General features: G+C 72.1%; 18 protein-coding genes and 2 pseudogenes. 9 read left to right on the forward strand and 11 right to left on the reverse strand.

All coding sequences use genetic code 11. The features are described from left to right. Window positions 1-599: 599 nt before the first annotated feature. Window positions 600-1,046 carry an alpha-amylase family protein gene (locus tag PV682_RS12315; RefSeq protein ID WP_319728942.1) on the reverse strand — a complete coding sequence of 149 codons (447 nt, stop codon included), beginning with the start codon at window positions 1,044-1,046 and terminating at the stop codon, window positions 600-602. On the opposite strand from PV682_RS12315, the gene PV682_RS12320 reads away from it, so the two are divergent. The 6 genes and pseudogenes from PV682_RS12320 (at window position 945) to PV682_RS12340 (ending at window position 5,801) form a co-directional block, all read left to right on the forward strand. Beyond that, window positions 945-1,868 carry an ABC transporter ATP-binding protein gene (locus tag PV682_RS12320; protein WP_319728061.1) on the forward strand — a complete coding sequence of 308 codons (924 nt, stop codon included), beginning with the start codon at window positions 945-947 and terminating at the stop codon, window positions 1,866-1,868. The genes PV682_RS12315 and PV682_RS12320 overlap by 102 nt on opposite strands. Continuing rightward, entirely contained in the window at window positions 1,855-2,583 is a 729-nt protein-coding gene (locus PV682_RS12325) for a dipeptide/oligopeptide/nickel ABC transporter ATP-binding protein (RefSeq protein ID WP_319728077.1), read from the forward strand. Before PV682_RS12320 ends, PV682_RS12325 begins: the two co-directional genes overlap by 14 nt. Further along, entirely contained in the window at window positions 2,480-2,914 is a 435-nt protein-coding gene (locus PV682_RS44305) for an ABC transporter ATP-binding protein (protein WP_407705650.1), read from the forward strand. The genes PV682_RS12325 and PV682_RS44305 overlap by 104 nt, the downstream gene beginning before the upstream one ends. Then, the gene (locus PV682_RS12330; RefSeq protein WP_407705651.1) at window positions 2,823-4,319 is read left to right on the forward strand and encodes a hypothetical protein; all 1,497 of its coding nucleotides are present in this window, start codon (window positions 2,823-2,825) and stop codon (window positions 4,317-4,319) included. Before PV682_RS44305 ends, PV682_RS12330 begins: the two co-directional genes overlap by 92 nt. Window positions 4,320-4,617: 298 nt before the next feature. Further along, a pseudogene (locus tag PV682_RS12335) lies at window positions 4,618-4,983 on the forward strand (hypothetical protein); the annotation flags it as partial. Next, entirely contained in the window at window positions 4,980-5,801 is an 822-nt protein-coding gene (locus tag PV682_RS12340; protein ID WP_319728092.1) for an enolase C-terminal domain-like protein, read from the forward strand. The pseudogene PV682_RS12335 and the gene PV682_RS12340, both read left to right, overlap by 4 nt. 21 nt (window positions 5,802-5,822) lie before the next feature. Here PV682_RS12340 and PV682_RS44310 read toward each other — a convergent pair. Both PV682_RS44310 and PV682_RS12345 read right to left on the reverse strand, forming a co-directional pair. Further along, window positions 5,823-5,960 (reverse strand): annotated as a pseudogene (locus PV682_RS44310) (GntR family transcriptional regulator); the annotation flags it as partial. 100 nt (window positions 5,961-6,060) lie between these two features. Next, window positions 6,061-7,023 (reverse strand): LLM class flavin-dependent oxidoreductase, encoded by a 963-nt coding sequence (locus PV682_RS12345; protein WP_319728101.1) that lies wholly within the window; start codon window positions 7,021-7,023, stop codon window positions 6,061-6,063. A 174-nt stretch (window positions 7,024-7,197) separates the two neighbouring features. Here PV682_RS12345 and PV682_RS12350 point away from each other — a divergent pair, with 174 nt between their 5' ends. Continuing rightward, on the forward strand, window positions 7,198-7,515 hold the full coding sequence (locus PV682_RS12350; protein ID WP_319728108.1) for a DUF1330 domain-containing protein: 318 nt from the start codon (window positions 7,198-7,200) through the stop codon (window positions 7,513-7,515). 6 nt (window positions 7,516-7,521) lie between these two features. Here PV682_RS12350 and PV682_RS12355 read toward each other — a convergent pair whose 3' ends face one another. From PV682_RS12355 to PV682_RS12365, 3 genes are read right to left on the reverse strand one after another with little or no spacing between them, the layout of a single operon-like run. After that, window positions 7,522-7,710: a ferredoxin gene (locus tag PV682_RS12355; protein ID WP_319728118.1), complete on the reverse strand. Its 189-nt coding sequence runs from the start codon at window positions 7,708-7,710 to the stop codon at window positions 7,522-7,524. Then, window positions 7,707-9,017 (reverse strand): cytochrome P450, encoded by a 1,311-nt coding sequence (locus tag PV682_RS12360; RefSeq protein ID WP_319728138.1) that lies wholly within the window; start codon window positions 9,015-9,017, stop codon window positions 7,707-7,709. Before PV682_RS12360 ends, PV682_RS12355 begins: the two co-directional genes overlap by 4 nt. Window positions 9,018-9,071: 54 nt before the next feature. Further along, window positions 9,072-10,046, reverse strand: coding sequence for an enoyl-CoA hydratase/isomerase family protein (locus tag PV682_RS12365; protein ID WP_319728149.1), 975 nt, complete (start codon window positions 10,044-10,046; stop codon window positions 9,072-9,074). Between the two features lie 52 nt (window positions 10,047-10,098). On the opposite strand from PV682_RS12365, the gene PV682_RS12370 reads away from it, so the two are divergent. Continuing rightward, the gene (locus PV682_RS12370) at window positions 10,099-11,115 is read left to right on the forward strand and encodes a CoA transferase (protein WP_319728158.1); all 1,017 of its coding nucleotides are present in this window, start codon (window positions 10,099-10,101) and stop codon (window positions 11,113-11,115) included. Further along, the gene (locus PV682_RS12375; protein ID WP_319728167.1) at window positions 11,109-12,353 is read left to right on the forward strand and encodes an amidohydrolase family protein; all 1,245 of its coding nucleotides are present in this window, start codon (window positions 11,109-11,111) and stop codon (window positions 12,351-12,353) included. Before PV682_RS12370 ends, PV682_RS12375 begins: the two co-directional genes overlap by 7 nt. Before the next feature lie 181 nt (window positions 12,354-12,534). Here PV682_RS12375 and PV682_RS12380 read toward each other — a convergent pair whose 3' ends face one another. Genes PV682_RS12380 through PV682_RS12400 form a run of 5 tightly spaced genes read right to left on the reverse strand, consistent with a single transcriptional unit; the run spans window position 12,535 to window position 17,582 of the window. After that, complete coding sequence (locus tag PV682_RS12380) at window positions 12,535-13,293, reverse strand: SDR family NAD(P)-dependent oxidoreductase (RefSeq protein ID WP_319728928.1); 759 nt, start codon at window positions 13,291-13,293, stop codon at window positions 12,535-12,537. 11 nt (window positions 13,294-13,304) lie between these two features. Beyond that, window positions 13,305-14,453 (reverse strand): acyl-CoA dehydrogenase family protein, encoded by a 1,149-nt coding sequence (locus tag PV682_RS12385; RefSeq protein WP_319728188.1) that lies wholly within the window; start codon window positions 14,451-14,453, stop codon window positions 13,305-13,307. Between the two features lie 17 nt (window positions 14,454-14,470). Next, window positions 14,471-15,610, reverse strand: coding sequence for a thiolase family protein (locus tag PV682_RS12390; protein WP_319728198.1), 1,140 nt, complete (start codon window positions 15,608-15,610; stop codon window positions 14,471-14,473). After that, window positions 15,607-16,407, reverse strand: a complete 801-nt coding sequence (locus PV682_RS12395; protein WP_319728203.1) for an enoyl-CoA hydratase/isomerase family protein — start codon at window positions 16,405-16,407, stop codon at window positions 15,607-15,609. Before PV682_RS12395 ends, PV682_RS12390 begins: the two co-directional genes overlap by 4 nt. Further along, window positions 16,404-17,582, reverse strand: coding sequence for a CaiB/BaiF CoA transferase family protein (locus PV682_RS12400; RefSeq protein WP_407705652.1), 1,179 nt, complete (start codon window positions 17,580-17,582; stop codon window positions 16,404-16,406). Before PV682_RS12400 ends, PV682_RS12395 begins: the two co-directional genes overlap by 4 nt.

Here is a 17,582-nt window from a genome sequence, read left to right on the forward strand (position 1 = left end):
GGCGCCCCCGTCGGCGGCCGGCGTCGCGGGCAGCTCGCGAGGAGCGTGCCGTCCGGTCCGGCTGGTCTGTGGGCAAGGGTCCCGTACGAGGCGCTTCCCCTTGCCGGGCGGCGGTGGAATCCGTGCTGTGCGCCATCTGATCCACCGCCTTCGGAAGCGAGCCTCGCGGAACGTTGCCCCCTCAAGGTCCCCCGCCCGGGGTCCCGGGGGCTTGAGCCTCCGGCCCCGTCGGGGCCCTGTCCGGGCCCGGCGGGACATGGGACCGGGGCCCGGTGGGCGTGGGGCAGCGGGGTGGGGGCGGGATCGGGGTGGGGTGGGATCGGGGTCCTGGGGGAGGGGTGCGGGGAGGGGGTGCGGGGAAGGCGCTCAGGGGGCTGGGGTGGCGCTGTGCGGGACGACTCTTAGGGGGGCCGGGGTGGTGCCGTGTGGGGACGGCTCTCAGAGGGCCGGGGCGGCCCATGCGGGGACGGCGCTCCGAGGGCGCGCCGTGGGCGGAGGTCAGGAGGTGTCCGGGGAGCGGCGCTGCCAGGCGGGGCGAGCGGTCTGTCTCGGTGCGGTCGGCCGCGTCCGACTCGCCCTCGGCGCAGGCGTCTTCGGCGTCACAGGTCCGCTTCTCCGTCGTCGCGGGACCGGGTGACCACTCCGAGGGTGCCCTCGGAGCCGGTGAACGCGCCGAGCAGGTCGTAGCCCGGCTGCTGCGGGGAGTCCCCGCCCAGCGTCGTCATCGTGCCGTCGGTGCGGGTCTTGAAGTCCTCGTAGGAGGGGTACAGCGGATCGTCCTCGGAGCGGGGCAACCGCGCTTCCCCGAAGCGCCGCGCGCGGTTGGCGCACTGGCAGATGCCGTGGTAGGTGCGGCTGTAGTCGCGGACCTGGTACCCGTGCATGTTGATGAACACGCCGTCGATGGGGTACCGCGCAGCCACTTCCGCGAGGATCTCCAGCGAATGCTCCTGCTGGTACGGGCCGTTGAGGCAGGTGTGGACCTGCCCGTTGTAGGTGACGGACTCACCGGCGAGGGTCTTAGCGGTGCGGGGTGTCAGCTTCACCCTCCATGCCGGCCAGAGCCTGGCGATCCTCGCGAGAGCGGCTCCGGCAAGAGCGTCACCGGGAAGGCGCTGCTCGGCCTGATCGACCCGCCCGGCCGGGTGCGCGGCGCCATCGAGTTCGAGGGCGAGAACATCGTCGGCTGGGACGAGGCGCGGCTGAGCGCCGTCCGCGGCAAGGGCGTTTCGATGGTGTTCCAGGACTCGCTGGACAGCCTCAACCCCGTCTACTCCGTCGGCTCACAGGTCACCGAACTGCTGCGGGTACGCCAGGGTCTGGACCGGCGGGCCGCGCGGGAACGCGCGGTGGCGCTGATGCGGCAGCACATGTGCATCGCGCTCGCCATCGCTCTGCGCCCCCGGGTGCTCATCGCGGACGAGCCGGCCACGGCACTCGACGTCACCGTCCAGGCCGGGATTCTGCGGCTCGTCAGGCAGTTGCAGCGGGAGACGGGGATGGCCCTGATGTTCGTGACGCACGACCTCGCCGTCGCACGGCTGGTGGCCTCCGACGTGGCCGTGATGTACGCCGGCAGGATCGTGGAGCAGGGCGGCCTGGACGACATCTACCGGCGCCCGGCACACCCCCTACACCCGGGCGCTGCTCGCGTCGCAGCCCGACACCGCCCGCAGCTGGAGCGATCTGCGCCGGTCGCCGGCAGCCCACCGGACAAGGCCGGCACTGTGCCCGGCTGTGCCTTCCACCCGCGGTGCCCGATCGCCACCGACCGGTGCACCACCGAGGAACCGGACCTGCGCGCCCTCACCGCGGACCGGCTGAGCCGCTGCCACCACGCCGAGGGGGTCCTCGATGCCGCGCACTGAGCCCGACACCCGGCCCGAGGGGGGCAGCGGACGGGCCCGCGTCGAGAACCTGCACCGGCACTTCGTCACCGGGCCGCCCCGGAACCGCGAGATCCTGCGCGCGGTGGACGGCGTCACCTTCGACGTCCGTGCGGGGGAGTGCCTCGCGGTGGTGGGCGAGTCCGGCTCGGGCAAGTCCACCCTGGCCCGGGCGTTGACGCGGCTCGTGGAGCCGACCGGCGGCTCGGTGCACTACAAGGGCCGCGACCTGCCGGCGCTCTCCGGCCGGGAGATGCGTAAGGAGCGCCGCAACATCCAGATGGTCTTCCAGGACCCGTACGCCTCCCTCCACCCGAGGCGCCTCGTCGGCGACGTCGTACGTGAGGCGTGGCGGGTGCACAAGGATGTCGTGCCGAAGACGCGACAGGAGTCCCGTATCGCCGAGTTGCTGCGCCAGGTGGGGTTGCCCGAAGGGTATGCGGGGCTCTGCCCCAGCCGCCTGTCCGGCGGTGAGCGGCAGCGGGTCGCCATCGCGCGGGCGCTCGCGCAGGCTGGCCTACGTCTTCATCTCCCACGACCTGAACCTGGTCCGGCTGGTCGCCGACCGGGTGGCCGTGATGCACAGGGGGCGGATGGTGGAGACCGGGACGACCCAGGAGTTGTACGGAAACCCGGCACACCCCTACACCCGGGCGCTGCTCAGTGCCTCCCCCCCCGGCCGTGTCACGGCCGCTGACCTCGGCGACGGTGTGCACCCCGGTTCCCCGCCTGGCGGAATAGAATTCTTCAAAAATGTTAATAGGGTTCTCAGTCAGGGAGAGGATCCCTATGCTGGAGCTCGCCGTCGGCCATCCCCCGCCCGCGACAAGCGGCTGCCATTGCTTCATGGAAGCGAGGACCTCCCCCATGCACATGAGCACCAGACTTCCGACCCGGCGAGGATTGCTGGCCGGAGTGGCCGCAGCGTTGCTTGCGGTGACGTCCGTCCAGTCCGTCGCCGCACAGGCCGCCGAACCCGCCGCCTCGCTCTCCCCGGCCGGGGTCTCGGTCGACTTCGGCTCGAGTGAAGGCCGGCTGCCGCACTCGGAACGACTGAACAACTTCGGCAACGTGACGGCGTGGCCCGAACAACGCGTCGGCGACGTCAGGTTCCTGAACAAGCAGGGCCTGCACGGCGACGTCTACCGCATCTGGCTCAGCAGCCCGAACGCGGCGGACAGCCTGGACGTGTTCAACCTGTGCGATCTGAAGACCCAGCGGTGCGACCTGTCCGAGCTGGACGCCTACCTCACCCAGGCGAGCACGGTGTCCGACGCGGTGATGATCAACGTCAACCCGACGGACTTCGTCGAGGGCAAGCGGCCCATGAAGGACCTCGAGCCGATGCTCGAACTGATCATGCGCAGCGTCAAGGCGAAGTACCCGCGCGTCAAGTACGTGGAGGCCTTCAACGAGCCGGACTGGCAGTTCTACGGCCAGCAGCGCAGGCAGGGAATCCCGCCGGACGAGACGACCCTGCAACCTGGTGACCTGTACCGCTTCTACAAGCCGTACTACGAGGCGGTCAACAAGATCAACAAGGGCCTCGGGCGCGCAGACCGCATCGAGCTCGGAGGGCCGGCGCTGTCGTGGCTGGACCCGAAGTGGATGAAGCCCTTCCTCGACGACTACGCCGCCGACGAGAATCCGCACAAGCGCCTGGACTTCCTCGCCTACCACGCATACCTCTCCTGGGACGACGACACGTACAAGACCCCGACGACGTACAAGAGCGACCTGAGGGTGGTGGCGTCGCAGCGGGAGACCCTGCTCGGCTGGCTGAAGGAGCGCCGCATCCACCAGCGCATCCCGAGCTACGTCACCGAGACGGGCATCTACCCCGGTCCGGCCTACGACGACACCGACCCGAAGAAGGACGTGGTACGGCAGGCGGCCGGCATGGCCACCTACGCCTACTACTTCGCGAACCAGCCGGACACCCGCATGTTCAACTGGTGCGTCCGGCACCGGGTCGAGGAGCGCAAGGACCAGTTCGTGACCCGCACCCCGGACGGGCCGCTCAACAACACCCTCACTCCCTACGGCAACGTGATGGTGATGCAGTCCCGGATGAAGGACACCAGGGTGTCCGCCACTGTGTCGGGCGCGCTCGAAGGGGACAACGGCGTCTACGCGATGGCGTCGAAGGACCGGTCCGGCGCGTCGCTGATGGTCTGGAACTGGCAGCACGTCGGCGACCGCAGCTACCGGGCCACCATCGACATGTCCCGGATGCCGTCCGAACTCAGGAACCGTCCCGTCCGCCAGCTCATGTACCGGATCGACCAGAACACCAGCAACTACTTCACCGACCCGGCCAAGGCCGGCCTCCAACTGGTCGACAGGAAGATCGTCAGGCCGGGCAGGACCCACACCGCCACCGTCGATCTCGCGCCCAACGCGATCTATCTGATTGTCTTGGAACGCGCCTGAGCCCGGCGGCGTCCGTGAACCGACCTGCCCGCCGGCCCGCCCCGGTGGACCGCGCCCCACCTGACGGTGACGCCCCACACCACGCCCGCGAAGCCGCCGCGTGATCCAGCCCTTCCCCCGGCCCCTGGCGGCCGGCCGGAGCGGGCCCTCGCCCACGCCGCGGTCAGGCTCGCTCACCGGTTGCCGACCATCCGAACCCGTCCAGCGCGGCGATCCGCGCCCGCGGATCGCCAGGGACCTGTACGCCCCCGGGCCGCCGTGAACGCCGCACGTCCCGGTCCCACCACGTACCGACGACGGCGCCGAGGGCATCGGCCAGACGGCTCCGTATCGGCCGGGCATCACAGCGAAGGTGCTGCACGAGATGGTCGCGCCGCTCTTTCCCGGCCAGGACCCGTGGGACGGCGAGGCCCTCGTGGCCAGGACACTGCTCACGCACGACAAGTTCCCGAGCACGTTCCTGCACCGGGCTCTGTGTGGAGTGGACACCGCGATCTGGGACCTGCTCGGGAAAGCGGCCGGGCAACCGGTGCACAAGCTCCTCGGCGGCGCGTACCGCACCTCGGTGCCGGTCTACGCGTCCAGCATGCGCCGCGACATCAGCCCCGAGGAGGAGGGCGAGCGCCTTCGCGGCTCGTGGCCGAACAGGGGTTCCGTGCCGTGACTCCGGGCCGTACCGAGCGCGTCATCCCGCACCTCCGGTCCGTTCTGGGCGACGGGACCGACATCAGCGCGGACGCCAACGGCGGGTTCACCGCGGCCCGCGCGATCCAGGTCGGGCGGATGCTGGAGGATCAGGGCTACTTCCACTTCGAGGAGCCGTGCCCGTACGACGATCTGGCGCACACCGCGCAGGTCGCGGCGGCGCTCGGCATCCCGGTCGCCGGCGGGGAGCAGGACAACGCGCTCGGACAGTTCCGCCGGTTGATCGACGAGGGCGTCGTCGACATCGTCCAGCCGGACATCGGTTACGTGGGCGGCGTCGGCCGGGCCAGGCAGGTGGCGGTCATCGCCGGCACCGCCGGTGTGCCCTGCACCGTGCACTGCGCGGACAACTCGACGCTGCGCGTCTTCACCGTGCATCTCGCCGCCGCCATGCCCGCCTGTCACCAGCTTCAGGAATGGGGCATCGAGAACCGCGGCTGGGAGCTCATCCCGGTGTACGAGCCGATGCTGGAGGTTGTCGACGGCCGGGTCGAGGTGCCGAGCGCTCCGGGATGGGGTGTCGAGCTCGTCCCTTTCCTTCGTCCGGGACGCGGAGCGCGCCGTGTCCCGGATCTGAGGGGTTGCGGCTGCGGTACTTCAGCTCGCTCCACGTCTGCTCGTGCATGCGGTCGATGCGCGTCCTCTTCAACGCCGGCGGCACGCTGTTGCGGGACGCGGCGGCGACGGCCAGGCGGAAGGCGAGGTCGGGCTCCGCCACGTCCTCGTCCGCCCGGGTCGCCCGCGCCTGTTTCTCGAAGGCCTCGTCCAGGGCGGTGAGACCGGTATGCCCAGGACCCCGGCGTGTTCCAGCACGCGCAGCGCTTCCCGGAGGGAACCGCGGCCGACCTGCAACCGGCTCGCCAGCGTCCGTTCCGCCGGCGGCGCGCTGCCCGGTGGGAAGAGTCTGGACCGGATGCCGGCCAGGATCTGCTCCACGACCGAGGCGTACGACTTGGGCCGTCCGGCGGCCTGGAATGCCCCATCCGGGCTGCCGAGCGCGCCGGGGAGCGGCTACCCGGTCGGTCGTGGCGCGGTGTCACAGGGTTCCCGCGAAGGCCCGCAGTTCCCGTCGGACGTCGGGTCCCGTGGGCGTGTAGACGACCTCCTGGAAGCCGAGCTCACCAAGCCGTGTCAGCTTGCGGCCGATGCGGTCGGCGTCGCCGACCATGGTCGCGGTGTCGATGTGTTCCAGCAGCAGGCGGTCGCGGTCCGTCAGGCCGGTGACGTGGCCCTCGAAGGTGAGCAGGCGATGTTCCCCGGCCCCGGCGCCCTCCTCCAGCGCCTCCCGCCAGGCGCGCCCTCCCGGCTTGGCGTCGACTGCCCCGGCCCCGCCGCGCGCATAGGCGTCGTGCCAGTCGACGACCCGCCAGGGCCCGATGGCCTCCCGCACGCGTGCGCTGCCGGCGTCCTCGCCGTCGTCGAGGACCGTGCCGGACACGATGGTCGCCGTGGGGAGGCCGGGATGAGGCCGCCCGATGATTCCGTCGGCCAGACCGGTGGCCAGGGCGCTGCCCCGCGGGCCGAAGACGCTGAGCCACACCGGCACGTCCAGCGGGCGGGCCGCCGCCAGCCCGGGGGCGTGCAGCATGCGCGCCGGTTCGCCGTCCAGCACAACGGTGTCACCCGCCAGGAGTCCGCGCACGGCGCGGACGTACTCGGCGAAGGCGTCGAGCCGCATCGGCGGCTGCCCCAGGGCCAGTCGGGCCGTGAAGCCGGTGCCGAAACAGGCCCGGAAGCGGCCGGGCGCCAGCCGGGCGAGGGTGGCGATCCCGGACGCCATGGTCATCACGGAGCGCTCGTCCGGCACGAGCACCGAGGTGGCCAGACCGATGCGGGTCGTCCGGTGGGCCGCGAGGGCCAGGTGGACGAAGGGGTCCTCCCACAGGGGCGCGGAGTCGTAGATCCACACCCGGGCGTAGCCGAGTTCCTCGGCGAGAGCGGCCAGATCGGCGAAGTCGGGGCCGGGAGGGAGGCCGCACGACAACTCAGGGACACTCACCGGGCGTCCGCAGAGCCCGGAGCGAAAGCCGCAGGGGCCCAACTCGTGTGCGGGGCATCCGAGTTGAACGCGACTGTGTTATAACGCATATGACGTATAAGGCGAATAGCGCTCATAAGGCGTATGCCACCCATTCATTACCACCCATCCATTGTCGTATGTAGTGCATTGGAGATGACCATGCCCAAGGGGTACGTGATCCTGACCGAGGCCATCCGCGACCAGGCCGGGATGAACGCCTACAGCCGGGCTGCCGCCCGGTCGATGGCCGAGGCCGGCGCCCGGGTGCTGGCCGTCGAAGGAGAGCCCGAGGTGTTGGAGGGGCAGTGGCACGGCGACCGGACGGTCGTCCTCGAATTCGCGTCGGTCGAGGCGGCGCGGGAGTGGTACGAGTCGGCCGCGTACGCGCGGGCCAAGCCGCTGCGGCAGGCGGCGGCGGAGACGAACGCCGTGCTGGTCGCCGGGTTCGAGATGCCGCCGAGGTCGGCCTGAGCCGCGTCAGTGGCAGGTGATGGCGCGCTCGGGGCAGCTCATCGCCGCCGAGCGTGCCGCCTGCTCGAACTCCTGCGGCACATCGGGCTGTTCGGTCACGGCGTAGCCGTCGTCACTCAGGTCGAACACCTGGGGACTGACGGTGCAGCAGACGCCGTGGCCGCGGCAGCGGTCCTCGTCGATGGTGATCTTCATCGCGTGCTCTCCTCGGCGGGTGTGAACTCCAGGGCGAGGTGGGTCAGGCCCCGCAGGATGTAGGTCGGGAGGTACTGGTAGCGGCGCGCGTGGGCCGGTCCGTGCACGCGCTCGGAGATCCGGATGCCGCCGGTGCGGGCCAGGAGCCGCTCGATGCCGACCCGTGCCTCGGCGCGGGCGAGCGGTGCGCCGGGGCAGGTGTGGATGCCGCGGCCGAAGGCGATGTGGTGGCGGGCGTTCGGGCGGGCGGGGTCGAAGGTCGCCGGGTCCTCGAAGCGGCGCGGGTCGCGGTTGGCGGCGCCGTTGACCACCATCAGCGTGGTGCCGGCCGGGATGTCCACGCCGCCCACCGTGGCCGGGACACGGGAGAGCCGGAAGTCGCCCTTGACCGGGCTCTCCATCCGGAGCGTCTCCTCGACGAAGTTGGGGATGCGGTCCGGCTCCGTGCGCAACAGCGTCTGGATGTCGGGGCGTTCGGCGATCACCTTGAACGCGGAGCTGAGCAGGCGGACCGTGGTCTCCTGCCCGGCCGAGAACAGGTTGGCGGCCACCCGGACGGCGTCGGCGACCTCGGGCAGGGAGCCGTCGGGGAACGTGGCGGTGGCCAGGCCGGTCAGAACGTCCTCGCGCGGCTCCCGGCGCCGGTCCTCGATGTAGTCCGAGAACCGCCCGTACAGGAACCCCAGCGGCGAGTGGGCGAGGGAGTCCTCGCCGGTGCTGCCGATGCCGCCCCCGGCCCGTGGCCGGCGCTGGAGCTTGTCGAGGAACTCCTCCCGGTCCTCCTCGGGCACGCCGAGCAGGTCCGCGATGACGAGCAGTGTGAAGGGGCCGGCGAACTCGCTGATGAACTCGCCCTCCGGACGGGCCAGGAAGGTGTCGAGCATGCGGTCGGCGATCTCCCGGACGGCCGCTTCGTTCTCCTTGAGCCGCTTGGGGGTGATCAGCCGCATCAGCAGCCCGCGGTGCGCGGTGTGCACGGGCGGATCGAGGGTCGGCAGCTGATCGCTCATCGGCAGCTCGTCGCGGTGCCGCTCGATGAGCTCGCTGACGTCGTCACCCTCCAGCGGGACCGGGAAACCCGGGAAGGGGCCGGTCACCGACAGGCAGGACGAGAAGGTCCGCGGGTCCTGGGCGACCTGGACCGCCTCGTCGTACCCCGTCACCATCATCACGCCGTGGTGGGGTTCCCGGGTGACGGGGCAGCGTGCGCGCAGGGTGTCGAAGTAGGGGTACGGGTCCGCCACGGTGGTGTCGTCCCGGAAGAAGTCGATCGCGTCGATGCCCTCGGGCGGCTCGTCGTGGGCCACTGGCCGGTCTCCTTCGTGAGCGGAAACGTGATTATGCTTCTCGTGTATGAGAATCTAGTTCTCGTCGCCGTGTGTGGCTAGTGACCCGCGCGGGTCGGTGTGGCCGCTCACGATCTCGTCGGCCAGACCCCAGCGCCGGGCCTCCGCCGCGTCCAGCGCGGCACCGGTCAGGGCCAGGTAGGCGGTTCGTTCGGGGCCGATCCGCGTCGGCAGGCTCGCTGTGCCACCCGCGCCTGGGATCAGTCCCATGCCGATCTCGGGCAGCCGGATCACCGTGTCCGGCGCAACCTTCACCCGGCCGGCGAAGGCGGCCAGTTCGATGCCCGCCCCGACGCAGGCGCCGTGCAGGTGTGCGGTCACCGCGGCAGCGCACCGCTGGAGCAGGGCGGCGGGGCTGCGGTGCACGCGCACATGGTGGGCCCTCGACGGGTCGGTCGAGGAGCCGAACTCGGCGAGGTCGCCGCCGCTACAGAAGGAGGGGCCGTTGCCGCGCAGGTCGACGCGGGTGACCGTCGGGTCGGACACGGCGACCTCCAGCGCCTCGCACAGGGCGTCCCGCATGGCGGCATCGAAGGCGTTGTGCACCCGGGGGCGGTTCAACGTGATGGTCAGCCGGTCGCCGTCCCGGTCGAGCAGGACCGGCTCGGTGGACGGGCGGGCGGCATACGGGCTCTTCCCGGCGAGCCAGGACCGGAAGGCCGCCCCTGCCTGGAGGGTGGAGTAGGCGAGGGACTCCATGACCAGTCGGTCGGGCGGCGGCAGACGGGGGCCCGTGCGGAGCACCTGCACGAGGGTCAGGCAGGCGTCAGGGCGGGCGGTGACGATGTCTCGGAGCCGTTGCGCGGTGGCGTACGGATCGGCGCACCCGACCCAAGGCCGGGGCGGGTCGGGCGACGCGGTGAGCAGCAGGTCGAACTCCCCGGCCGTTTCCACGGGTTCCGCTGCCACGGCGACGCGCACACAGGAGTTTTCCCGTGGGAGGCGGGAGGCCGGGCCGTCGAGGTCGACCAGGAGGAAGGGTTGTTCCATGACGCTCGCAGTGTAACCTTGCTTCACCCCTGACGAGAAGGGTGTTTGCGTGATGAAGAATGTCACTCTCGCCCGCTGGATGGCAACCGTGGAGGGCAGACTCGGGCCCCTGACCGCCGTCGCCGACGACTTCACCACCCTGACCGGCGTACCCGTCGACCTCGCCGGTGTGCTCTTCGAACGGGCCGAGCTCGCCGGATACCGCCTCCCCGCCAGGGTTTCGGCAGGCGGCTCCTGCCAACTCCTCGCCACCGCCGACGGCTGGGCCGCGGTCAATCTGGCGCGCCCCGACGACCATGCCGCCCTCCCGGCCCTCCTCGCCCTCCTCGGCGCACCCCGTGCCGGGCTGCGGGCCGCCGCGCGCCGGACCGGCGCGGCCGAACTGGTGCGATCCGCTCAACTGCTGGACATGGCCGCCGCGGCACTCGGATCCGAGCGCGGCGACCGCGCGCCGGTGCGCGCCGAACGGCACGGGCAGCCCCGCCCGCGAGACCTCACGGGCCTGAAGGTCGTCGACCTGTCCGCGCTCTGGGCGGGCCCCCTGTGCGCACGTCTGCTGGGGCTGGCCGGTGCCCGGGTCGTGAAGGTGGAGAGCAGCACCCGGCCGGACGGGGCCCGCTTCGGACACCCGGAGTTCTACCGCAGCCTGCACGCCGGGCACGAGAGCCTGGTACTGGACTTCGTCTCCGGCGCGCTGGCCGAGGCGCTCGCGGACGCCGACGTGGTCGTGGAGGCGTCCCGGCCGCGGGCGCTGCGGCGGCTCGGCGTGCACGCGGAGGAGTTCCTCGCCGCCCGCCCCGGCCGAGTGTGGGTGAGCATCACCGGGTACGGCCGCGACGACGACCGGATCGCCTTCGGCGACGACGCGGCCATCGCCGGCGGCCTCACGGGCCGCGACCGGCACGGCGACCCGGTGTTCCTCGGCGACGCGCTCGCCGATCCGGTCACCGGCCTGTACGCCGCCCGGGCCGTCGCCCGTTCCCTGCACCGGGGCGGCGGAGAAATGCTGTGCGTGTCCATGGCGGCCTGCGCCGTGGCACAGGCCGAGACGCCGGCGGCGACGTGCTGATCGGAGACGTCGAGGTCGAGGGACGCGGGCGGGTCGACGTCCGTGTCGAGGGCGGCCGGGTCGCCGGGATCGGACGCCGGCTGTCCGGGGACGCTCAGGTCGAAGGGCGCGGCGCGGCGCTGCTGCCCGGACTCCACGACCACCACGTCCATCTCATGGCGCTGGCGGCCGAGGCTGCCTCGGTGCGGGTGGGGCCCGCCCAGGTGCGCGGACGCGACGAACTCGCCAGGTCCTTGCGGGCCGGGGCGCCGGGGGAGTGGATCCGGGCCGTCGGCTACCACGAGAGCGTCGCGGGGGAACTGGACCGGTGGACGCTGGACGCCCTTGCCCCCGACCGACCGGTCCGGGTGCAGCACCGGAGCGGCGCCCTGTGGTTCCTGAACAGCGCCGCGCTGCGGGCGGCCGGTCTGGAGAGCGCCGATGGACGCCTGTGGCGTGCGGACGGCCGTCTGCGCGCTCTCCTCCCGCCCGTGCCGCTCGACCTGGCCGGCGTCGGGCGCCGCGCCGCGGCCCTCGGCGTCACCGGGTTCACCAACGCCGACCCACACCCCGCCGAGGGTCTCGCACGGACGCTGTCCGTCCTGCCCCAGCGGCTCGTCGTCATGGGCGTCGACCCGCCGGTGAAACTCGTGCTCGACGACCCGACCCTGCCCACCCCCGACGATCTGGCCGCCACGGTGGCCGCGATCCGGCCCCGGCCGGTCGCCGTGCACTGCGTCACCCGCGTGCAGTTGCTCGTCACGCTCCTCGCCCTGGAGGAGGCCGGCCCGATCGGGGGAGACCGGATCGAGCACGGGTCCGTGATCCCGGCCGAGGCCCTCCCACGCCTTCGCCGGCTCGGCGTGACCGTGGTGACGCAGCCCCACTTCCCGATCGAGCGGGCGCAGGCCTACGCCACCGAGGTGCATCCCGACGACCGGCCCCACCTCTACCGCTGCCGGAGCCTCACCGAAGCGGGCGTCCCGGTCGCCGCCGGCACCGACGCGCCGTACGGCACGAACGACCCCTGGGCCGTCATGCGGGCCGCCGTCGCACGCGACGCGGCAGAGCGTCTCACCCCGCGCGCGGCACTGGGACTGTTCCTGGGCAGCCCGCACCGGCCGGAACGCCCACGGACGGTGACGGTCGGCTCGCCGGCCGACCTGTGCCTGCTCCACGTGCCCCTGCGGGAGGCGCTCGACGCGCTGACCGCCGACACCGTACGCGCCGCCTACGTACAGGGCCGGCCGATCACCTGACCCGCGCCGGACGACGAAGGAGCGCGGTGGACGAGACGCCCGCCACCGCTGTGTCCACGGCGACGACGAGATCCAGGAGGGTCCCACCCGGTCCGTGAGTTGCCTGGAGTCCTGCGTCAGGCGCTGCGTGGCGTGACAGCGCGGGTGGACGACATGCCGGCGGCGCCCTTGCCCCGCTGCTTCAGACGCTGTACCCGCCGTCCACGCCCAGCGCCTGTCCGGTGATGAACCCGGCCCGGTCCGAGGCGAGGAACGCGACCGCCTCCGCGATGTCCTGGGCCCGTCCGAAGCGGCGCAGGGGGATGTTGCGGCGGGCGACGGCCAGGGCCTCCTCGTCGAGTTCGCCCGTGTCGATCAGCCGGCCCGCGATGCCGTCCGTGAGCATCCCCGGGGCGACGCAGTTGACGCGGACGCCGTAGCGGCCCTCCTCGGCCGCCAGGGCACGGGCCACCGCCTCCACGGCCCCCTTGACGCCGGAGGAGAGCCCGTCGCGCACCGGATAGCGGCGCGTGGCGACGGTGGTGACGGCGACGACGCTGCCGCTGCTCTCCCGCAGCAGCGGCAGCGCCGGGTGGACGAGGTTGAAGAACGCCACCGCGTCGGCCTCCAGTTGGGCGCGGTACCGGCTTGGCGTGACCGTGCTCAGGTGGGTCATGGGCACATGCGGTCCGGCCGCGTAGACCAGGGTGTGCAGGGCGCCGCATCCGCGAACGGCCTGTGCCGTCTCGGCCTCGTCGGTGAGGTCGAGCCGCAGCGCGGTCCCCCGGCGGCCATGGCCCTTGACCTCCCGGACGAGGTCGTCCGCCGCCGCATGGCTGCTGCGGTAGGTGAAGGTGACGTCGCTGCCGCGTTCGGCGAGCGTCCGGACGATCGCGGCGCCGATGCCGCCGGTACCGCCCGCGACGAAGGCCGCGCCCGGCCGACGGGTGAAGTCCTCCATGGACATGTCTCTCACAACCCCAGGGACTTGGCGATGATGACCTTCATGACCTCGCTCGTCCCGGCGTAGATACGTGTGATGCGGGCGTCCGCGTACAGCCGGGCGATCGGGTACTCCAGCATGTAGCCGTAACCGCCGAAGAGTTGAAGACACCGGTCGACGGCGCGGGCCTGCGTCTCGGTGCAGAACAGCTTGACCTTCGCGGCGTCCGCGCCGGACAGCCGCCCGTCGACCAGTTCCCGCACGGCCCGGTCGAGCACGGCCTGCGCCGCCTCGATCTCCGCGTCGACGGCGGCGAGTTCGAACTTGGTGTTCTGGAAGGACGCGACCGGCGACCCGAAGACCTTGCGTTCCTTGACGTACGCGATCGTCGTGTCGAGCGCGGCGCGGGCCTGCGCGACCGAGCCGACTGCGACGGTCATCCGCTCCTGAGGGAGGTTGTGCCCCAGATACGCGAAGGCCCTGCCCTCCTCGCCGAGCCGGTTGGCGACAGGCACCCGGACCTCGTCGAAGGCCAGCTCGACGGTGTCCTGCACCCTGATGCCCAGCTTGTCCAGTACCCGGCCGCGCGTGAAGCCCGGCATGCCGTCCTCCACGACCAGCAGTGTGAGCCCCGCCCGGCGGTCGTCCGGGTCGGCCGACGTGCGCGCCACCACGATCACCAGGTCGGCGAGGAGCCCCCCGGTGATGAAGGTCTTGGACCCGCTCACCACGTAGTGGTCGCCGTCGTGCACGGCGGTCGTCCGTATCCCCGCGAGGTCGGAGCCGGTGCCGGGCTCGGTCATCGCGATCGCGGTCAGCAGCCGGCCGGAGGCCAGTCCGGGAAACCACCGCCGGCGCTGCTCCTCGTTCGCGTAGGTGAGGAAGTACGGCAGGACGACGTCGAGTTGGGTGCGGACCGTACCCAGCGTGACCAGGGCGTGGGCCGCCTCCTCCTGGAGGACGACGTTGTAGCGGTAGTCGGGCTGCCCGCCCCCGCCGTACTCCTCCGGGACGGCCATGCCCAGCAGCCCGAGCGAGCCGAGTCGCTCGAAGAACGACCGGGGCAGCCGTCCGGCCTTCTCCCACTCGGCGTAGTGCGGAACCACCTCTCTGGTCACGACGTCCCGGACAACCTTCCGGAACGCCTCGTGGTCGGCGGTGAAGACGTCACGGCGCACGACAACAACCCCCGTCGTCAGTCGGCGAGTTCGATGAGCGTGGCGTTGGCGGTGCCGCCGCCCTCGCACATGGTCTGGAGGCCGTAGCGGATGCCGTGGTCGCGCATGTGGTGGATCATGCGGGTCATCAGGACGGCTCCCGAGGCGCCGAGCGGATGGCCGAGAGCGATGGCGCCGCCGAGCGGGTTGACCAGCTCCGGGTCGGCACCGGTCTCGGCGAGCCAGGCGAGCGGGACGGGCGCGAAAGCCTCGTTCACCTCGAAGACACCGACCTCCGACAGCGCCACCCCGGCCTTGCGCAGCACCTTCTCGGTGGCCGGTATCGGCCCGGTGAGCATCAGCACCGGGTCCGAGCCGACCACCGCACCCGCCCGGAAGCGCACCATCGGGGTCAGTCCCAACTCCCCTGCCCTGTCCGGGGTGGTGACCAACAGCGCCGCCGCGCCGTCGGAGATCTGGGAGGAGTTGCCGGCGTGGATCACGCCGTCGTCCTCCAGGAAGGAAGGCTTGAGCCTCGCGAGCGTCTCCACACTGGTGCCTCGGCGAACGCCCTCGTCGGCCCTCACCTCCACCACCGGCACGATCTGCTCCTCGAAGGCCCCACAGTCCTGCGCGGCGGCGGCCCGCTCATGCGAGAGCGCCGCGTACGCGTCGAGCCGGGCCCGGGTGAAGCCCCACTTCTGTGCGATCCTCTCCGCCGAGATGCCCTGGTTGAAGGAGAAGTCCTGGTACCGGCCCAGGACTTGAGGCCCGTACGGCGTTCCGCCCGCCCGGGCCGAGCCCAGTGGGACCCGGCTCATGGCCTCCACCCCGCCCGCCACGACCACGTCCTGCTGCCCGGACAGCACCGCCTGCACGGCGAACTCCAGCGCCTGCTGGCTCGATCCGCAGGCCCGGTTGACCGTCGTCCCGGGGATGCTCTCGGGCCAGCCCGCGGCCAGTACCGCGTAGCGGCCGATGTTGCTCGACTGGTCGCCGACCTGGGAGACACAGCCCCAGATCACGTCGTCGACGGTCTCCGGATCCACTCCGGCCCGTTCGACGAGCGCGTTCAGCACCGTGCCGGACAGGTCGGCCGGGTGGATACCGGCCAGCCCGCCGTTGCGCTTTCCCACCGCGGTGCGGACCGCCGCGGCGATCACCGCTTCCCGTGTCACGTGTCGTCCTCCGGTCGGCTCGGTACGGCCCAGCGGCCCGTGAAGAGTGGTTCGCGGCGCGCGGCGAACGCGGCGTACGCCTCCCGGACGTCCGCGCCCGCGAAGTTCACCGCCTGCGCCCGTGCCTCGTTCGTCAGCGCGTCCCGCAGGGTCCGGTCGGCGCCCTCGTTGAGCAGCGCCTTGGTCTGGGCGAGGGCCACCGGAGGGCCCGCCGCCAGTCGGCCGGTGACATCGTCGACGAAGGCGTCCACCGTGTCGGCGTCCGTCACCCAGGTCACCAGGCCCATGGCCTGGGCCTCCGCCGCGTCGATCGTCTCCGCGAGCAGCGCGAGCCGTTTGGCCTGCTGAAGTCCGACCAGTCTCGGCAGCAGCCAGGTGCCACCGCAGTCCGGGGACAGTCCGCGCCGGGCGAAGATCTGCGCGAAGCGTGCCTGGGGCGTGGCGACCACCAGATCGCAGCCGAGTGCCAGGTTCCAGCCGGCCCCCACCGCTGCCCCGGTCACTTTGGCGACCGTGGGCACGGGCAGTTCGTGCAGCAGCAGCGTCACCTCGGTCAGGGGCCGCATCCGGTACAGGGGATGGGCGCTGCTGACCCGCTCGGGAATGTCCGCGCCGGAACAGAACGCGCCGCCCGCCCCGGTCAGGACGAGCGCCCGGACGGACCGGTCGCCGCCCGCTGCCGCGAGGGCTTCCCGGAGGGCTTCCCACAGCTCGGCGTCGATGGCGTTCCTGCGGTGCGGCCGGTTGAGGGTCAGGGTCCGCACTCCGCCGGTGTCGCTCGTCAACAGCACGCTCATCGGATCGCCCCCCGTGTCCGCAGTGCGGCGATCTCCGGCTGTGTGTAGCCGAGTTCGGCCAGCAGGGCGTCCGTGTGCTCGCCGAGCCCGGGGACCGCGCCCATCGGCGGGTCGAACCCGGCGATCACGGGCGGTGGCAGCAACGCGGGCACCGGACCCGACGGCGTGCCGACCTTCCGCCAGCGGTCGCGGGCGGCCAGATGGGGATGGCCGAGGACCTCGGTGACCGTGTTGTAGCGGGCGTTGCCGATCCCGGCCGCGTCGGCCCGCTCCTGGACGTGACCCAGGTCGTACCGCGCGCACCAGGCGCCGATCGCGTCGTCGAGGACCTCGCGGTGCTCCACACGTCCGGCGTTCGTGTGGAACCGTTCGTCGTCCGCCAGGTCGGCTCGGCCGATCAGCTCTCTGGCCAGCCGCTGCCATTCACGGTCGTTCGTGGTGCCGAGCACGACCGTCTGCCCGTCGGCCGTGCGGTAGGCGCCGTAGGGGGACACGGCGGGTGAACTCATGCCGAGCGGCTGCTGCTCCACCCCCGAGTGCCGGGTGTAGGTCAGCGGATAGCCCATCAGCTCGGTCATGGTGTCGAGCAGGCTCACCGCGACCTGCCCCGGCCGTCCGGCGTACAGCAGTGCCAGCACCGAGAGCGCCGCGTACAGTCCGCTGCACACGTCCGCCACCGGTGGCCCCGGCTTGGCCGGGGAGCCGGGCCGGCCCGTGACCGAGCAAGCCCCCGACTCCGCCTGGACCAGCAGGTCGTAGGCGCGCTTGTGGGAGAGGGGCCCGCCGGGGCCGTACCCGTCGATCTCCACGGCGATCAGGTCCGGGTGGCTCACCTTCAGGTCGGCGGGGGCCAGGCCCAGCTTGGCCGTGGTACCGGGGGTGAGGTTGGAGACGAGGACGTCGGAGCGCTCCAGCAGCCGGTGCAGGACCGCCTGTCCGGCGTCCGACTTCAGGTCCAGGGCCACCGACTCCTTGCCCCGGTTGGCCCAGACGAAGTGCGCCGCGAGGCCGCCGACGACGTCGTCGTAGTGCCGGGCGAAGTCACCGCCCGCCGGGTTCTCCACCTTGATCACCCGGGCACCGAAGTCACCGAGCGTGCGCGTGCACATGGGGGCCGAGACGGCCTGCTCCAGTGCCACCACCGTGATCCCCGCGAGGGGGCCGCTATTCGTCAC

This window comes from Streptomyces niveiscabiei, assembly GCF_033794345.1.
Taxonomy (GTDB): domain Bacteria; phylum Actinomycetota; class Actinomycetes; order Streptomycetales; family Streptomycetaceae; genus Streptomyces; species Streptomyces niveiscabiei.

Excerpts from the sequence above, each read along its gene's own strand:
- PV682_RS12320 (WP_319728061.1), top strand. The coding sequence starts at position 945 with ATGCTCCTGCTGGTACGGGCCGTTGAGGCAGGTGTGGACCTGCCCGTT.
- PV682_RS12325 (WP_319728077.1), top strand. The coding sequence starts at position 1,855 with ATGCCGCGCACTGAGCCCGACACCCGGCCCGAGGGGGGCAGCGGACGG.
- PV682_RS44305 (WP_407705650.1), top strand. The coding sequence starts at position 2,480 with ATGGTGGAGACCGGGACGACCCAGGAGTTGTACGGAAACCCGGCACAC.
- PV682_RS12350 (WP_319728108.1), top strand. The coding sequence starts at position 7,198 with ATGACCATGCCCAAGGGGTACGTGATCCTGACCGAGGCCATCCGCGAC.
- PV682_RS12355 (WP_319728118.1), bottom strand. The coding sequence starts at position 7,710 with ATGAAGATCACCATCGACGAGGACCGCTGCCGCGGCCACGGCGTCTGC.
- PV682_RS12365 (WP_319728149.1), bottom strand. The coding sequence starts at position 10,046 with ATGGAACAACCCTTCCTCCTGGTCGACCTCGACGGCCCGGCCTCCCGC.
- PV682_RS12370 (WP_319728158.1), top strand. The coding sequence starts at position 10,099 with ATGAAGAATGTCACTCTCGCCCGCTGGATGGCAACCGTGGAGGGCAGA.
- PV682_RS12380 (WP_319728928.1), bottom strand. The coding sequence starts at position 13,293 with ATGGAGGACTTCACCCGTCGGCCGGGCGCGGCCTTCGTCGCGGGCGGT.
- PV682_RS12395 (WP_319728203.1), bottom strand. The coding sequence starts at position 16,407 with ATGAGCGTGCTGTTGACGAGCGACACCGGCGGAGTGCGGACCCTGACC.